The sequence below is a fragment of the Erythrobacter sp. S227 genome, from assembly GCF_057364925.1.
In genome coordinates, this window is the sequence record NZ_CP200280.1 from 1,587,902 (window position 1) to 1,603,965 (window position 16,064).

The following is a 16,064-nucleotide window of genomic DNA, read 5'->3' on the forward strand; positions in this document are numbered from 1 at the left end:
GATATTATCCTCCCACCGGCTCAATTGAACCAGGGCTTCAGTTGCACTGTAAGCGTACCCAAGATCCGGGCATCCCCCCGGCTCGCGGCGAAATCAGGTCGATCCAAAGGAACGGCTACGAACAAGTCGAAAAGGGCCTGACGCCCGATCGCCGTGCGGACCCCTCCGCCGACCGAGGTCAGGGTGTCGCTGTCGCCTGCGATGTTGTTCACCGAGACTGTGGCGTAGTCCACGAAAGCGAAAGGCTGAACAGCAATGCCGTCAGGGGTCTCAGGGATTAGAGAACCGGCAAAGGCTTCAAGCTGGAAGCCAACACCTTCGTCACCGATGATAGCGCCGGGATCATACCCGCGCCCGACCGTGAAGTTACCGCCTGAATATTGTTCGTATCCAAGCAAAGCGTCAGGCGACCATTGAAAGCGCGAACGTGCTGTTAGCCCGAAATTGGGCGTGGGTCGGAACGTCGCGCTTATGTCTCCGCGCACAGCAAAGCCTGATGCATCACCGTCAAGCCGGCTTGGCGGGACCACTCCTGGCGCAAGGCACACGGCAAAGCCTGTGCCGCAATCGGGGCTGGCTCCCAGCACATCGAGCCCTTGGCGAACTTCCAAAGACGTCTGGTAAGCAAATCTGGGCTCAAACACAGTGTAACCGCCAAGCCCGTTGATGCTGTTTTTGTCGCTTCCCGACGCGTCCAGCCGAACGAATGCGACACGCAATTCATCCTCGCTGAAATCGAGATTGGTGAAGTCCACGCTCTGATTGATGAAATCACCACCAACCGTAAGGCTCAGGTTTGTCGCCTGCGAACGGATCAATGGATAGCGCGCATAGGCAGAAATGACCAAGGTATCGGTATCGAACACATTGGGGCCGGGCACATCGGGCTCTGACCATGCCTTGGTACCCGAAAGACCAAGTGTCAGACCTTCTGAGCCTACCTTAAACTCGTGATACGCCGATGCGACGATCTGCTCGTCGAAATCATGGGTCGAATAGGCGCTGATCATGGTTTCATCGCCGAGCCCGGTGATGCCGTTAAAGCGCACACGGGCAAGACCGCCAAAGCGCCCGATTTGCTTGGAGCCAAAGTTCTGAAAATTCGCGTCGATGATCATCGGCGTGTTCACAACGTCAAAAACGCCAACGACATCGCCCGGAGCACCGCCCTGCTCTGCGGTCAGCGGCTGCAATGTCAAACGAACATCAAGTCCGGGAATATCGCGCGCCAGAAGCAGATAACGCTCGGCCTCATTGGCATTGAAAACCGGCTTGCTGGCAAGCTTGTCAAGGATAGGCTGCAACGCCTTGCCCGACCTGCCCGCATCGCCGCGCACCTGCACAGAGCGCATCTTGGCCAGCAAAACGTCAAATTTTACGGTACCTTCGCCAATGGTTTGGACAGGAACCTGAACCGCCGCGAGATATCCCCTGGCGCGCAAGATGGTCGCTGCACGGTCGCGGATGTCGCAGATGGTAGCGACCGGGATCTCGCGTCCGACATATTCGGCGTAAGCAGGCCTTAGCACTTCCGGGTCAATACCTTCGAGCCCCGCAAACTGTGGCGCGCTGAATGTGAAGCTGAGATCAGCAAACTGGTCCGACGCAAGGGGGCAAGGTGCACGTTCAATTTCACCTTCGACAGAGACCGGATTGGTCTCCCCGCGAAGTTCTGCTTCAAGTCCGCGCCGGTCGATTTCTTCACGCGTCGGCGCGATCGGCCCTTGCGGTTGCACCTGCGCAGACACAGTGCCAGGAGCAACAGCAGTCATGCCGAGCGCCGCAACGCCAGCGATTTTCCAAACAGAACTGCGCATTATTGGGCTCCTCCACGCGCTTCCAGCATGGCGATATCAAGGCTCCGGTCAGGGCCTGAACCAGAAAGCAAAGGCCGCGCGGCATCCCCGATCACGGCAAAAGCCGACCAGTAAAACGGGTGAGACGTCGCTGCATCATCCATCAACAGGCTGCGCGATTGGCCAAGCGCTTGCCCGATGGTCTGGTTCTGTCCCCTTCGGAACATCTCGGTCATTAATCGCTCGGTCGAATTGAAGTCATCTGGCACCGGCCAATGGCTCGCCATAACCGCACGCGCACCTGCGCCGACAAAGGCACGCACAAGCCCTTCAAGCTCGGAGCCACCGCCCGACTGGATACCAGCGGCAAGCGTTGCCTCAATGCTCGCCGAACCTGCTGTGTCGCAGGCCGAGAGGATGATGAGATCGGCATCAAGGTTGAGCTCGAAAATCTCTTCAAAGCTGAGCAGCCCATCTGACCCTGCACCGCCAAAGGAGGTCACAAGCGCAGGCTTGGCCGGGCAATTGGGATTGGGCGCTGTCACCAGACCGTGAGTAGCAAAATGCAACACGCGGAAATCATCAAGATCGCTGCGCGTTTTGATGCTGTCGTCGGTAAAGCTTTCTTGTGTAACAACCTGCGCGAGGTCCGACCCGATCAGGCCGGCGGCCGTGCGCAATTCATTTGCGCTGATGGGTTCATTCCACTGGCCAGCAGGCCAGAAACAATCGAGCGGCGTTTGTGCCGGGTCAGAGGTAAAGCTTGCAGGGAAACTTGCGCCAACAGGAGCATTCTCGCCAAAGCCGACATATTCGCGTGTCGCCCGCGAATTTTGCGAACGGCGCGATTGGACAAACGCCTCGGCTGAAACAGCAGTGCTGATCGTGCGACCGCGAGCAAGCCAGCTTACACCGCGAAAATCGTATTCGTCGCCCTCGGGTCCGGCGAGCTGGTTTTGATAGCGCTGCACCGATGCATCGTCAGTGACAAGCAAATCAATCGGCAGGCGCAGCAAAGCTCCATCGGGTTCAAAAATGATGTGCTCAGCCCCTTCGAGGTTCTGTGCAATCGGGCCGAAAAGCTTACCGTACAAATCGCGCGCTGTTGTAATCTCGAACGGGAATGTGACGTTTTGTCCGCCATCAAAAAGCGAAATGGATTCGCGGATAATATCCACCTGCGTTTCCAGCTCATCTGCGGTCATATCCACGCGGTACGCAGACGCATTCTGGCGGTCGGCATAAAAGACAAAGACATCATCGCTGACCAGAGCGACGCGGGCATAGACTTCGCCCGGTTTCATAATCGCACGAAATTCGTCGAGCTCCAGCGAGGACTGCGCAACAACACGGTATTGCGGGAAGGCGTTCAGCTGGACCTGTGTTCGAATCTGGGCTGTTTCCAACCGCTCGATCTGCGCCGACAATTCTTGTGCGCGTGCCCTCGTATCTGCCGTTTCAGGCTGCGCACTCAAAGCTTCAAAACGGATACGGGACCGTTCGATCTCGCGGCTAAGATCGGTTGACTGACGGAACAGCCGCGATGCCTCATCAGATTTTGAGCTGAGACGCCGCGCAAGCACCGCCTGCGTCTCCGCAACGCCGGGACGGATCAGAACCTGGCTCGCCTTAAAGAAGGCATTTGCCGCGTCGGGATCGCTCGATACCCGGCTCGCAAGAAGCTCGTAATAAGGGTTCAACTGGTTCGCAAAACCGATGATCGCATTGCGCTTACCCAGCGCGCGATCAATCACCTTGCTGTATAGCTCCAAAGCCTCTGTTTCGCGATTTTGACGAAGGAGGAAAGAGGCAAGACGCGCTTCGGATGCGCTGACTGTGCGGCGTTCGGGAAACTGCGCACGAACCAAAGCGAGGGCGTTGCGCAGATAATCCTCTGCAGCGCCGGAATTGCCTTGCCGCTCAGCGATCAGGGCAAGGTCACCCAGAATTTGCGAACGGAAACGCGTGATCGAAGTTACCCGCCCATCGCGCACTGCCAAAGCCTGGCGGTAGGCGGTAATCAGATCTTCGCGCGCACCCTCGGGGTCACCGCCAAGCCGCTTTGCAGTCCCGCGAATCTGGAGCGCCTGTGCATCCACAATCTGCGCGCGCTCTTCGGCGGTAAGGCTAAGCTCATCGACAATACCGAACAGATATCCACCGCGCTGTTCGCGGTTCAGGCGTTCGGAAATGGGCACTGTAATCGACAGATCACCATCAGCCGTGCTTGCGCCAACCGCGCTCGGCGGAAGGGTCTGCGTCAAACGTTCGATTGCAGCGTCGCCAAACCCCTGGTTGAGGAGATGGATCGCTTCAAAATTGCGCAACAGGCGCGCCGTAAGCGGATCATCACCGCCATATTCGCGCGCCTCTTCGAACAGTTTGTTCGCGATCGCAAATTCGCCAAGATTGCTTTTCTGAAGGGCACGATTGACGAAAAATTCGCCCGGATTGATCGCAGCATCGCGGTCATCCTGAAGTCGCTTTTGCAGCGTTTCAAAATAGGCCGCTGCCTCCGCATATTCTCCAGCCAGATTGCGGCGATACCCTTCGGCCAAAGCCTGCTCCGGCTTTAGGGTTTCCGCTTGCACACGGGCAAAGGAAAGCGGGTCGGACACGCTGGTTGAGGCAACATCAATTGTGCCTTCCGCCACAGCATTGTCGAGCACGGAACGCAGGGCCAGAACGGTTGCGCCATCATAGGCGCTGAACCCTTCGGCGTAATATGTCAGCCCATTTGCATCGCTTGTGAACTGGCTCCATTCAAGCTGCGTCTCGCGAACGGTACATACCTGTTTGCGTGATCCGGCAACCGGGCCCGGTGTTGTTGCAGAGCCTGCAGGGCAATCAACGCCGAAACGGCGCATCGCCTGGACTGCCTGGCGTGCCTCAGCATCGAAGTTTTCAAATGCAAACACCTCGGCGATCGGGCGCGGGCTGTCGCGGCATACAATGGCCCAGCGGCGGTCGAAGATCGATTGCTTGGCCGGATTGTTCACACTGCGATCTTGAACCTGGCACAAGATGCCATCGCTATCGCCGATCGGAAAACTGTCCGCTGTCAGAACCGAGCCTGTTTGCGCCGAGGCACCAGTCATCGATACTGCAAGCACGGCGCAGATAGCTGAAATCTTTGTGGAAAAACGCCCCACATTTACCCCCTTTTTGGGAGCCCCACACCCCACTCCCCGACACTGCCCTAACAGCTGGAAAAGGAAGGCTCCCCCCTCATTGCGTTGTCGCACCTTAGAGATGCTTTGTGCATCTACATTGTAAGAACACGGCAAGCTTCAGACTCGCCAAATTCCCTAACGAACAACCTCTAGCTTGTTTCGCTCCAAGACACCAATCTTGGCCAATCCAATCCTTGATTGGGAGGGCCTTTAATGCGTCTTTAAGGGTAATTCAGTGATGGAAATCACGTTTTGCTCAGATTGTGGATGAGCCAGTTTCCGGGCCGCACAAAGAAAAGCACCGGCAAGCGTCTTAAAGCGCTGCCGGTGCTCGATTTTCAGGAGTTTGCTCGGCTTAGAAACTACCTCGCAAGCTTACGCCATAAATGCGTGGTTGGTTCACAAAGCCTGTGTTGTTGTTGAAGTCGATGGCCCCGATAAGGTTCTCTTCATCGGTGAGGTTCCTCGCAAAAGCGCCCACTTCATACTGCCCATCGCCAAAGATGTAGCCGACCCGGACACCCAGCTCGTGATTGCCCGAGTGATTGAACTCGAGGCTCTCATAAAGGAAGATGTTCGTGCGACCCTGAATGAACCAGTCTGCATTGAAGTACAGCTCGTTATCGCCGATCGGCAATGTGAACTGCGCTTCGATGTTGAAGTTGGTGCGCGGCGCCTGTGGCAATGGATTGCCATCGATCAGGGCAAGGCCGTTGGCGTTCAAATCATCGGTGACGGTACAAGCGAAGCAGACTGCCACGGCAAGGTCGTCGTCCTTGATCTCTGTGTCGACAAAGGCAAAACCTGCGCGCAGGAAGAAGTAGTCGGACGGGTTCCAGTCGAGGTCGATTTCGAAGCCCTTACCTTCTGCGTTTTCAGCATTGATAAGCGAGATGAAGTTACCCGCGCCGCCGACAGCGGTCAGCTGGATATCGTCGACTTCGTAATAGAAGAGCGCACCATTAAGGCGAAGCGTGTCATCCAGAAGCGTCGTCTTGAAGCCGGTCTCATAAGAGATAACCGTTTCAGACTGTGCCTGCGAGGTCGGCACATTAAAGGCGATGCTGCGACCCTGGATCGATGGGCCCCTGAAACCGCGTGCAACACGGGCAAACAGGTTCACATCCGGGTTCACTTCATAAACCGCACTCAAATCCCAGCTGATCTGACCATCATCAATGAAGGTGCGCAGCGATCCATTGTCGAGTGTGAAGTTCGGGTTCGGAAGAACGATAACCTGGAAGGTTTTTTCATCGTCAGTGTAGCGAAGACCGCCGGTGAGGGTGAGCTGATCGCTAACCTCAAAGCCGACCTGACCAAACACTGCCCAGCTTTCTGCTTCAGATTCCCACGTGGTCGCAGGGGTAGGCGCACCGCCAAGGAAAGTGGAATCAAGGAGGCTGTTATCGAAATAGAACGCGCCAACCTGCCAGTTGAACCGGCTTGAGGTGTCACTGGCTACGCGGATTTCCTGCGTGAACTGTTGGCTGTCTGAGCGACCGCCAGTGTCCGATGGGAACGGGATATTGCCAGGGAAGGAGAATGTTCCCCCCGTAAATGCGCTGGTGCCGCCGGAGAATGGTGGCGGTGCGACGCCTCCGAATGTGCCTGCAAAGTCAATCGCGCCGCCGTCAATATCACCTCGGCCCGAACGGTTCAGGTCGCTATAGCTGGTGATCGAGGTGAGCGTCACGCTGTCAGAAAGATCGATGCTGAGACGCAAGGACGAGAGGAAGATGTCCCGCTCGCCCTGGTTGCCGCCACCGCCATCATAGGCGACCACATCGCGGTCAAAGTTGTTGTTCAGCTGATTGCTGCCCGGCGTGAGAACGTTTGCGCGGAAGAAGCTCGTGGTGGAGTCGGAGTCCGCATAACTTGCCATCAAAAGTGCGTCGAAGCCCGGTTGTGTGAACTCAAGCTGGAAACGCGCTGCCGCTTCGTAAAAACCGCCTGCAAAGTCTTCCTCACCGGTGAAGGCGTTGTCGACCCAGTCGTCCTGACGCTGATAAATACCAGACAGACGGAAGTTCAGGATATCTTCGATCAAAGGTCCGCCAATCGCGGCCTCTGCGTTCACCGTATTGAAGTTGCCGTAGTTGACATTGAACGATCCCTCGAACGTGTGAGTAGGCTTTCGCGTATCAAATTTGACGATCCCTGCTGGTGTGTTGCGACCAAACAGAGTGCCTTGCGGACCACGCAGGACTTCGACCTGTTCGATGTCGAACATCGGGAAGCCTTTGAGCGTGACGTTTTCGAGCACGACGTCATCGAGAATCACCGAAACCGGCTGCGATGCAGCGGTATCAAAGTCGGTATTACCAAGGCCGCGAATGTAAAAGCGAGGCGATTGACGACCGTTGGAGCTTTCAACCGCGAGGCCGGGAACGCGGCCGTTCAGGCCGAGCACGTCCTCAACACCCGAGAGTGCGTTTTCCAACGATGCACCGGACAAAACACCGATCGATGCAGGAACGTCTTGCAAGTCCTGCTCGCGGCGCTGCGCGGTAACGATGATGGTGTTGCGGCTGGATTCTTCAGCGCTCTCTGCATCGGCGGTTTGGGCCAGAGCTTGGCCACTAAACATAAATGTGCCGAGCGCAGCAGAACTTAACAATACACTTTTCTTGACCACGGCTAACGAACTCCCGTTAATGGTAAAAACAACACCTAACCCAAGCCTTGGCTCGCACCATCAATCGCATGACCATCTGCGCGCGAACCAGCCCATCCCAAAGTCAGTTTATTTTTATGCTGGTACAGCGGGCAGGAGCTACGGATGTCGATTGAGGGTGTCAAACGGCTGTGAAGCGGTCAGCCGACTCAGGTTTCAAGGGCTGATTTTATGCAACACTTTTGCATGCGGGAGCTCGCCAGAACCGCCAAAGACGTAACCACCATTGAGTGACGAAGCCGGGATGCGTGGCAAACCCGCAAAACAGGGTTAAGCCGTCTTCAATCGGCCAAAACTAGAACCACGCCCAAAGGCGGCAAACGATGAATGCAATAAGCTCAGAACCAATAATCAGATTAAAGGCAGCGCAAGACGACCATACCAGCGATGGCTTTTGCATTGATGGCCAAACGCTGCCAACAACAGATGAATCCTTTGCTCCTACTTCACAAAAGACCAGCTTAGTCAGCAAAGTGTCGAGGTTGTTTGGCATTCCAGCCTATGATCCGCGCTGGGAAAAACTGCAGCGAGAATACCAGAATGACACCGTTGCAACATATGTAAGAGAGGCGGGCTGGTCCGGGGTTCTGGTAATCGCATTAGTCGGCTTTTACGTTGGCGCTGGCGAAAAGACTTGGCTTATCCATCTTGCCCTGATTCTGAACACCCTGTTCCTTGCCGGGAGCTTTGCATTCATGCCTGGTTCGCGGACATGCATCTTAAAGTATAGGAGCGCCAGGACTGGCTCGTATGCCACCTTTGCTGTCATGTTGGGTATAGCGTTCAGCTGGGCGATTTTTGCCTACACAACAATGGTGTACCTTCCAGACGAGTGGCTCGGCCTTTCTGTTGGAACAATAGTGGCTGTCATTGCGATGGGCGCAATCGGTTGCTCAGCCTTCCCGTTTTTGTCGCTGTCTTACATGCTAATCGTGGCAGGAGGAGCAGCGATTGGAAGTCTAGCTCCAGACCAGACCATTAGCGGGTATTACATCGGCTCTTGGGTTTTATTGGTGCTCCTTGTCTATTTGAGGATATTACGCCTGGCTACCAACGCGCTGCAGCAAGTCAGCGGCGCAGCTGAACTTGAGGCAAGCGAAGCGGAGAAGCGCAAAGCAATCGAATCGCGGCATGAAGCCGAACGACAGCTGATAAATGCACAAGAAGAAGAGCGCCTGCGTGATGAGCAGCGACGCATCCGCAAGAACGAGGCTCGCAAGACAGAGCTTCTCGACCTTGCCACACAATTTGAAGAAACCATTGGCGAAGTGTCCGAAACCGTGGCCTCAGCTGCTCGTCAATCCAACCTAACCGCAAAAGCGATGTCGCATAAGGCGTCCGAAGCGCTTGCCCAGATTGAACAAATCGCAGAGGCAATGGAACAGGTAGCGCGAGGCAGCACAGCAGCAGCAGCAGCATCGGACGAGTTTGCGATCTCGATCGACAATGTATCAGGGCAAGCAGAGACAGCGGCCCGGCTTGCACGTTTCACCAATGAAATGGCAACCGCGACTGATGCAACCGTGGCCCATCTGACCGACCGCGCAGAGGGGATTGGCGACATTGCCAATCTTATCAATTCCATTGCGGGTCGCACCCGTCTTCTTGCGATCAACGCCTCTATCGAAGCTGCACGCGGCGGCGAGGCAGGGCGCGGCTTTGCGGTCGTGGCAAGCGAAGTGAAGGAATTGGCAAGCCAGACCAGCAGAGCCACAGGCGATGTCTCGGACAACATCGAAGATATGCAGCGCCGAACACGGGCAAGCGCAAAGGAACTTGCCGAAATTCGCGAGCAGATCGACGCCCTCGAAGCATCCGCGACCAATATTGCCGCAGCGATGAACCAGCAGTCTCAAGCCAGCAGAAGCCTCGCCGAGAGTATCGACCTTGCCGCCACGGGAGCCGCCGATGTCTCTGCAACAACGCAGGGGCTGCGCAGCACCGCAACCACCGTGGGCGAAGTGTCATCAGAACTGATGACCGCCTCGAACCACCTCAATCAGCAGGCGGAACTGCTGAAACGCAAAGTCGCCGATTTTCTTCACCAGATCCGCCAGGATCAGGACTAGGCCCTGACCTCGCACCAGTCTCAATTCAACACATCGGCAACCGGCACGTAGTCATAGCCAAGCTCATCTGCGACCGCTTTATACACCACTGACCCGGCGTGAACGTTAAGCCCCTCTGCCAGATGCGGGTCGCTGCGTAGAGCCTCCTTCCAACCCAGATCAGCAATGCGCAATGCATGGGGCAAGGTCACATTGTTGAGTGCATAGGTGCTCGTGCGAGCCACCGCACCGGGCATGTTCGCAACGCAGTAGTGAACGACATCATCAACCACATAGGTGGGCTGCGCGTGAGTGGTGGCTTTCGAGGTTTCAAAGCACCCCCCCTGGTCAATGGCAACATCGACCAGCACCGCGCCCGGTTGCATCTGCTTGAGGAGATCGCGGGAAACCAGCTTTGGCGCCGCAGCACCGGGGATCAGGACAGCGCCGATCACTAAGTCCGCCTCGCACACCGCCTCTTGAAGGTTCGCAAGGTTGGAGAACCGCGTTTTGGCCCGCGATTTAAAGTGCATGGCAAGCTTTTCGAGCACTTCCGGATTGCGATCAAGGATCGTCACATCTGCGCCAAGGCCAGATGCCATCTGCGCTGCATTAAAGCCAACAACACCGCCGCCAATGACGGTGACTTTCGCAGGCATTACGCCGGGTACACCGCCAAGCAGAACGCCGCGGCCGCCATGCGCCTTTTCAAGAGCTGTCGCGCCTGCTTGCACGCTCATCCGGCCTGCAACCTGGCTCATCGGTTTGAGCAGGGGAAGCGACCCTTCCGCGCCTGTCACAGTTTCATACGCAATCGCGGTGACGTCTGATTTCACGAGGTCGCTCGTCTGCTCGGGATCGGGCGCGAGGTGGAGGTAGGTGTAGAGCACCTGACCTTCACGCAGTTTGGCGCGTTCGACCGCTTGCGGTTCTTTGACCTTCACCACCATTTCGCATTCGGCAAAGATCGGATCAGGCCCGTCGGTGATCTTTGCGCCTGCTTCGATATAGCTTTCATCCGAGGCACCAATGCCAAGGCCGGCGCCGCTTTCGATCCAGACCTCGTGGCCATGTGTGACAAGCTCGCGCGCGCTCTCTGGCGTGAGGCCAACGCGGTATTCATGGTTCTTGATTTCTTTGGGGCAACCGACACGCATTGGAACATCTCCTCTCAAATACAGGGCGGATAATATCACCAAAGCATCGGGAAATTCCCCCTATTGCGCCCTTTCAATATTGTGTAGCGGTACAATCTCCCGAATTATCCCATTTGGAGGGACATTTTGCCAAACCCCGAAACCCGCCTTTTGCGCGAGCTCCAGACCGATTCCAGCCGCTCCATCGCTGAACTTGCCAGCGAGGTTGGCATGTCCAGCTCTGCTGCCCACCGCAAAATGCGCGCCCTTGAGGAAGACGGCACGATCCAGGGCTATGCCGCGAGGCTTGATCCCCGGAAACTGGGCCTCAAAATGCAGGCCTTTGTCGAGATCACCCTTGCCAATCAGGGACAAGAAGCGATGGACCGCTTTGAAGAGGCCGCGCTGGGCTTTGAAGAGATCCTTTCGTGTCACCTCCTGTCGGGCGATGCCGACTATATGCTGCGGATCGCGGCAAAGGACCTTGACCATTTCGACCGCATCCACCGCAAGGCTCTTGCCAAATTGCCCGGTGTTGCGACCATGAAAAGCAGCTTCTCCATCCGCGAGGTCAAGCCGTGGCGGGGCTATCCGGTTTTGGGCGATTAGACCCTGCCCTTGATCCGCACATTCTCGCCGTTGATAGCGGAGGATTTGTCAGAGAGCAGGAACGCCGCAAGCTCGGCAATTTGTGAAGGCGCAACCCAATCGGTAAAGTCCGCATCCGGCATATCGGCGCGGTTTGTGGGCGTATCGACAATCGTGGGCGAGATCACGTTGACCCGCACGCCTTGGCCGCGAAGCTCCTCGTTCAGCGCCTCGGAAAGCTTGATCACGCCCGACTTGGACGCCGCATAAGCGCCCATGCCAAGCCCCGCCTTATCCGCTGCCGCTGCGCCAATGTTGATGACGCTCGCCGGGTTTTCGAGCAGCGGCGCGAACGCGCGGCACGAGTTCAGCGTTGTCATCACATTCATCTGAAACATGCGCGACCACGTGTCCTCAGGGCCAGAGAGCATTTCCTCCCACACGAAGCCGCCTGCGATATTCACAAGGCCCGCCAGCGTGCGCCCTTCTGCTTTGAGAGTATCGGATAGTGTCTGCACCGCCTCCTCGCTGGTCAGGTCTAGACCTCCGCGAAAATCGACGCTGGTGTTCTCGAACGGCAGGCTGTCGGCCAGATCAACGCCGATCACGTGATAGCCTTTGCGAACAAGTGTTTCCCAGACAACCGCGCCTACAATTCCACAAGCGCCTGTGACAAGTACCGATGCCATTGTATTTATTCCTCAAAAAGCCATTTTTGACACACTTGACACACTGTCCAGGGATCAAAAACCGTTCGATCAATAACTGGCCCGATTATCGAAAAATCCGATTGAACTTTCGGGCGGATAAAGGCGGTGTTTGATACCATTTGAAGTGCAATAGCAAACCGGCCCCAAGTAGGAAATCACGTGACCGCCGCGCGCGTCCGGTATTCTGCGCGGTCCCATTCGCGGGATTGGCAAATGGTGCGCAGCCGCTCCACGCCTTCCGCAATGTCGGCAAAGCTCAAATATAGCGGGGTGATGCCAAAACGCATGATGTCAGGCGCGCGAAAATCACCGATTACATCGCGCGCCTTTAACGCCTGCATCATGGCGTAGGCTTGTGGATGGGCAAAGGCGACCTGACTGCCGCGCTCGGCGCTGTTTTCGGGGCAGACGAATTCAAACCCGTACTCGCCGCAGCGTTGATCCATCAGGTCAATAAACAGCTCGGACAGGGCGATGGATTTTTGCCTCAGAGCGCCCATGTCAGCCTCCAGCATCAAATCGACGCCCTCTTCCAATGCGCTCATGCCGAGTACAGGCGGCGTGCCGCATTGGAAGCGATCGATGCCTTGCGCAGGCTCAAACTGCCCGTCGAAATCAAACGGCCGCGCATGGCCGAACCAGCCGGAGAGAACGGGGTCCGCATGATGGTGACGCTTGGCCGCGAACAGGAAGGCCGGCGCGCCGGGGCCACCGTTCAGGAATTTGTAGCCGCAGCCTACCGCGAAATCGGCTTTGCTTGCGTTCAGATCAACCTCGATCGCGCCTGCCGAATGGCTGAGGTCCCAGACGACCAGTACGCCTTTTTCATGCGCTTTGGCAGTGACCTGCGCCATGTCACGGATGCGCGCGGTCTTGTAATGCACCTGTGTGAGGAGCAGCACCGCCACGTCTTCATCGAGCGCATCAATCACAGCGTCAGGCTCCACCTCGCGGCATTCCAGATCGCCAAAGCGCGCAAGGCCCTGCATCATGTAATTATCCGTCGGGAAGTTACCGGTCTCGGTAAGGAGAACGCGCCGCCCTTTTTGCAGGGACAGTGCAGCCGTTAGGGCCTTGAAGATGTTGATAGAGGTGCTTTCGCCCGCGATCACCTCTCCGGCTTGCGCGCCCAAAAGCTTGCCGAGCTTGTCGCCAATGCGGGTGGGAGAATTGACCCAATCCGCGCCCAGCCAGCTGGTGATGAGCCCCTCTGCCCACTCCTGCGTCACGGCGCGGTTCATGCGCGCCACGGTGCGTTTGGGCAGGCAGCCCAGCGAATTGCCGTCAAGGTAGATCAGCCCCTCGCGGATCGCGAATTCATCGCGGAAGTGTGCGAGCGGGTCAGCGGCGTCCATCTCGGCGATATGCTGCGGCGTAATCGTCATCGGGGAAGCTCTCTCAAGATAGCGCGAACCGGGCTCGCATCGGCCCCTTCAAGCGGCAAAGGCAGCGCGATCAGTTCATATTCGCCCGGCGGCACATCATCGAGGACAAGCCCTTCGAGAATGCGCATATCTCCGGCGAGGACTTCGTGATGAGCGTCCATCGTCTTGGAATTTTGCGGGTCAAGCGAGGGGGTATCGACCCCGATCAAGACGGTGCGCCCAACCCTGAGCCGCTCGATCACCTCTGGCGCAATGGCTTTGAAATCCTCGTCCCAGGCATCATGCGGGAATGTCTCATAGGTGCGAAAGAGAACACGCGCCGCGCCTTCCAGCGCCTCCCAATCGCAATCCTCGACTTCGACCCGCTTACCCGCGTGCCGCATGTCAACAACGACGCATGGACCGATATAAGGCTCGAGCGAGGAGCCCGCGCTATCAACGCCCTCGTTCGAGTAATGCAGCGGCGCATCGGCATGGGTGCCTGCGTGCAGGGGCGCGGTGAGTTGACCGATGTTGACCGGACAATCCGGGCCAAGATCGACATTGCGCTGAACCACCAGATCGGGCTCCCCCGGCCACAGGGGCGTGCGCTTGCCGAGGCGCTGAGTGATATCCCAAATCCTAGTGGCCAAGGGGACAGCCCTCCCCGTCATTGGCGTAATTCCCGCCCTCTTTAGGAGCGCTCATCCGCGTGCGCATCGCCCACAATTCGGGGAAGAACGGCAGGTCCAACGCCTTCACCAGATAGTTCACGCCAGATGATCCACCCGTGCCAGTTTTGTGCCCGATCACGCGGCTGACGGTCTTCATGTGCTTGAAGCGCCATTCCTGAAAATAATACTCCACCGCCGTCACCTTTTCGGCGAGGGTGTAGAGGTCCCAGTTGTCCTGTGGGTTGGTGTAGATCGCGAGCCAGGCGTCTTCCACCGCGTCTGACGGCTCATACCGTTGCGAGAAATCGCGCTCCAACGTGTCCGCCGGAATATCAAAGCCGCGCCGCGAAAGGAGCCGCAAAAGCTCATCATAAAGCGACGGCGCATGGAGCACCCGCTCCAGTTCCGCCCGCTTTTCCGCAACATCATTGTGCACCAGCACAAGGTCTGCGCGCTTTAGCCCAAGGCAGAATTCCAGCGCGCGGTATTGGTGCGATTGAAAGCCGGACGCCTTGCGAAGAAACCCGCGAAAGGTGAGAAAATCATGCGGGGAAAGCGTTGCGAGCACCTCCCACGAATGGATCATATGGCGCAAGATCGTCGCAATCCGGTCGAGCGTTTTCTCCGCCTTGCCAAGCTCATCCCCGCGCAAAGCCTCCATCGCTTGATCCGCCTCATGGATACAAAGTTTGATCCACAATTCCATCGTCTGGTGCATGATGATGAAGAGCATCTCGTCCGGCTTGTCCGACACAGGAACCTGGCTGTTTAAGAGCGCCTCTGTTTGCAGGTGCCGCGCGTAAGAAAGCCCGCGATCCCACTGGATCGTCTCGCCATCAATCTCGGCCTCGAACGTCTCCACCCCGTCCACGATTGTCTTCTTGATGCTCATGCGTTTGCGCCAGCCCCCTCGTATGGCCGATCCCCAGGCACGCTCTCGCCAATAGGGATCAGCGGCAAGTCGGCGACCTCGGCATAGACCTGTTTAAGGCTGGTCGTCTCCATCTCTTCAAGCAGAGCGTCGAAGCTTTCGATCACGAAATACGTCGGCTGAAATTCGTCAAACGGCCAATCGGTGCGCATCAAACGGGGCAGATCAAACTGCAGACGGCGCGGCGCATCGCTTTTGAGCGCGTGCACGGTTTCGGCAAAACTCGACATGAGGCCCGCGCCATAGGCCCGCAAGCTCCCGCCGTCCTGAATGAGCCCAAACTCCACCGTGTGCAGATATAGCCGTCCCAGCCAATCGGACATGCCTTGCCTTTCGGCGCGCAAACCGGCGCGGCCATAGGCGGTCATGAATTCGCCAAAAGTCGGGTCCAGAAACATCGGCATATGGCCGTACACATCGTGGAACAGGTCCGGCTCATCGCTGTACTCAAACGAAGGCCCCTGACGAAGGAAATTGGCGACCGGAAACTTGCGCTCGCTTAGCATTTTGAAGAACGGTTCGTTCGGGATCACACCGGGCACCGCGACCACTTCCCAGCCGGTCACATCGCGCAGACGTTCGTTCCAGCGGTCAAACTCCGGCACACCCATTTTATCAAGCTCAAGCGCGCGCACCCCTTCGATAAAGGTGTCAGAGGCAAGCCCTTCGAGCGCCTTGGTCTGCTTTGCGGCAAACTCGCTCCACCGCGCGTGATCGCTCTTGGAGAATTGCTCCCAGTTCTGGGGCATGCTCCAGTCATCGGCCACACCTTCCGGCGGCGTTTCAAAAACGTGGGCGGCACCCATGTTTGCGGCTCCTTCATCGGCAATCGCTGCGCATATGGGGCCTTTAACCTCGCAAGGCAAACCGTGTGTGACGCCAGATCGCCGCAATGTGTGACGCACATCACCGAACGCAAATACCACGTCCCCTAGAAGCGCTCCAGATCAGGCCGGTGCAGTGCACACTA

11 protein-coding genes are annotated in these 16,064 nt (G+C 57.2%); 2 read left to right on the forward strand and 9 right to left on the reverse strand.

What is annotated here, in order from left to right; all coding sequences use genetic code 11:
• Nucleotides 1-20: 20 nt before the first annotated feature.
• The 3 genes from AC0V6Q_RS07665 to AC0V6Q_RS07675 form a co-directional block, all read right to left on the reverse strand.
• The gene (locus tag AC0V6Q_RS07665) at nt 21-1,817 is read right to left on the reverse strand and encodes a ShlB/FhaC/HecB family hemolysin secretion/activation protein (RefSeq protein ID WP_486167801.1); all 1,797 of its coding nucleotides are present in this window, start codon (nt 1,815-1,817) and stop codon (nt 21-23) included.
• Nucleotides 1,817-4,948, reverse strand: a complete 3,132-nt coding sequence (locus AC0V6Q_RS07670; RefSeq protein ID WP_486167802.1) for a CHAT domain-containing protein — start codon at nt 4,946-4,948, stop codon at nt 1,817-1,819. The genes AC0V6Q_RS07665 and AC0V6Q_RS07670 overlap by 1 nt, the downstream gene beginning before the upstream one ends.
• 376 nt (nt 4,949-5,324) lie before the next feature.
• Entirely contained in the window at nt 5,325-7,556 is a 2,232-nt protein-coding gene (locus tag AC0V6Q_RS07675; RefSeq protein ID WP_486167803.1) for a TonB-dependent receptor, read from the reverse strand.
• A gap of 947 nt (nt 7,557-8,503) precedes the next feature.
• Here AC0V6Q_RS07675 and AC0V6Q_RS07680 point away from each other — a divergent pair.
• A complete protein-coding gene (locus AC0V6Q_RS07680) occupies nt 8,504-9,712 on the forward strand; it encodes a methyl-accepting chemotaxis protein (RefSeq protein ID WP_486167804.1) in 1,209 nt (402 codons plus the stop codon).
• Between the two features lie 20 nt (nt 9,713-9,732).
• Here AC0V6Q_RS07680 and ald read toward each other — a convergent pair whose 3' ends face one another.
• Nucleotides 9,733-10,848 (reverse strand): alanine dehydrogenase, encoded by a 1,116-nt coding sequence (gene ald, locus AC0V6Q_RS07685; RefSeq protein ID WP_486167805.1) that lies wholly within the window; start codon nt 10,846-10,848, stop codon nt 9,733-9,735.
• 126 nt (nt 10,849-10,974) lie between these two features.
• Between ald and AC0V6Q_RS07690 the strand changes: the two genes are divergently transcribed.
• Nucleotides 10,975-11,436 (forward strand): Lrp/AsnC family transcriptional regulator, encoded by a 462-nt coding sequence (locus AC0V6Q_RS07690; RefSeq protein ID WP_486167806.1) that lies wholly within the window; start codon nt 10,975-10,977, stop codon nt 11,434-11,436.
• Here AC0V6Q_RS07690 and AC0V6Q_RS07695 read toward each other — a convergent pair.
• From AC0V6Q_RS07695 to phhA, 5 genes are all read right to left on the reverse strand, one after another.
• The gene (locus AC0V6Q_RS07695) at nt 11,433-12,104 is read right to left on the reverse strand and encodes an SDR family oxidoreductase (protein ID WP_486167807.1); all 672 of its coding nucleotides are present in this window, start codon (nt 12,102-12,104) and stop codon (nt 11,433-11,435) included. The two genes, AC0V6Q_RS07690 and AC0V6Q_RS07695, sit on opposite strands and share 4 nt — an antisense overlap.
• A gap of 176 nt (nt 12,105-12,280) precedes the next feature.
• Nucleotides 12,281-13,510 carry a kynureninase gene (gene kynU / locus AC0V6Q_RS07700; protein ID WP_486167808.1) on the reverse strand — a complete coding sequence of 410 codons (1,230 nt, stop codon included), beginning with the start codon at nt 13,508-13,510 and terminating at the stop codon, nt 12,281-12,283.
• A complete protein-coding gene (kynB, locus tag AC0V6Q_RS07705; protein WP_486167809.1) occupies nt 13,507-14,142 on the reverse strand; it encodes an arylformamidase in 636 nt (211 codons plus the stop codon). Before kynB ends, kynU begins: the two co-directional genes overlap by 4 nt.
• Nucleotides 14,132-15,055, reverse strand: coding sequence for a tryptophan 2,3-dioxygenase (locus AC0V6Q_RS07710; protein ID WP_486167810.1), 924 nt, complete (start codon nt 15,053-15,055; stop codon nt 14,132-14,134). Before AC0V6Q_RS07710 ends, kynB begins: the two co-directional genes overlap by 11 nt.
• Nucleotides 15,052-15,900: a phenylalanine 4-monooxygenase gene (phhA, locus tag AC0V6Q_RS07715; RefSeq protein WP_486167811.1), complete on the reverse strand. Its 849-nt coding sequence runs from the start codon at nt 15,898-15,900 to the stop codon at nt 15,052-15,054. The genes AC0V6Q_RS07710 and phhA overlap by 4 nt, the downstream gene beginning before the upstream one ends.
• Between the last annotated feature and the right edge of the window lie 164 nt (nt 15,901-16,064).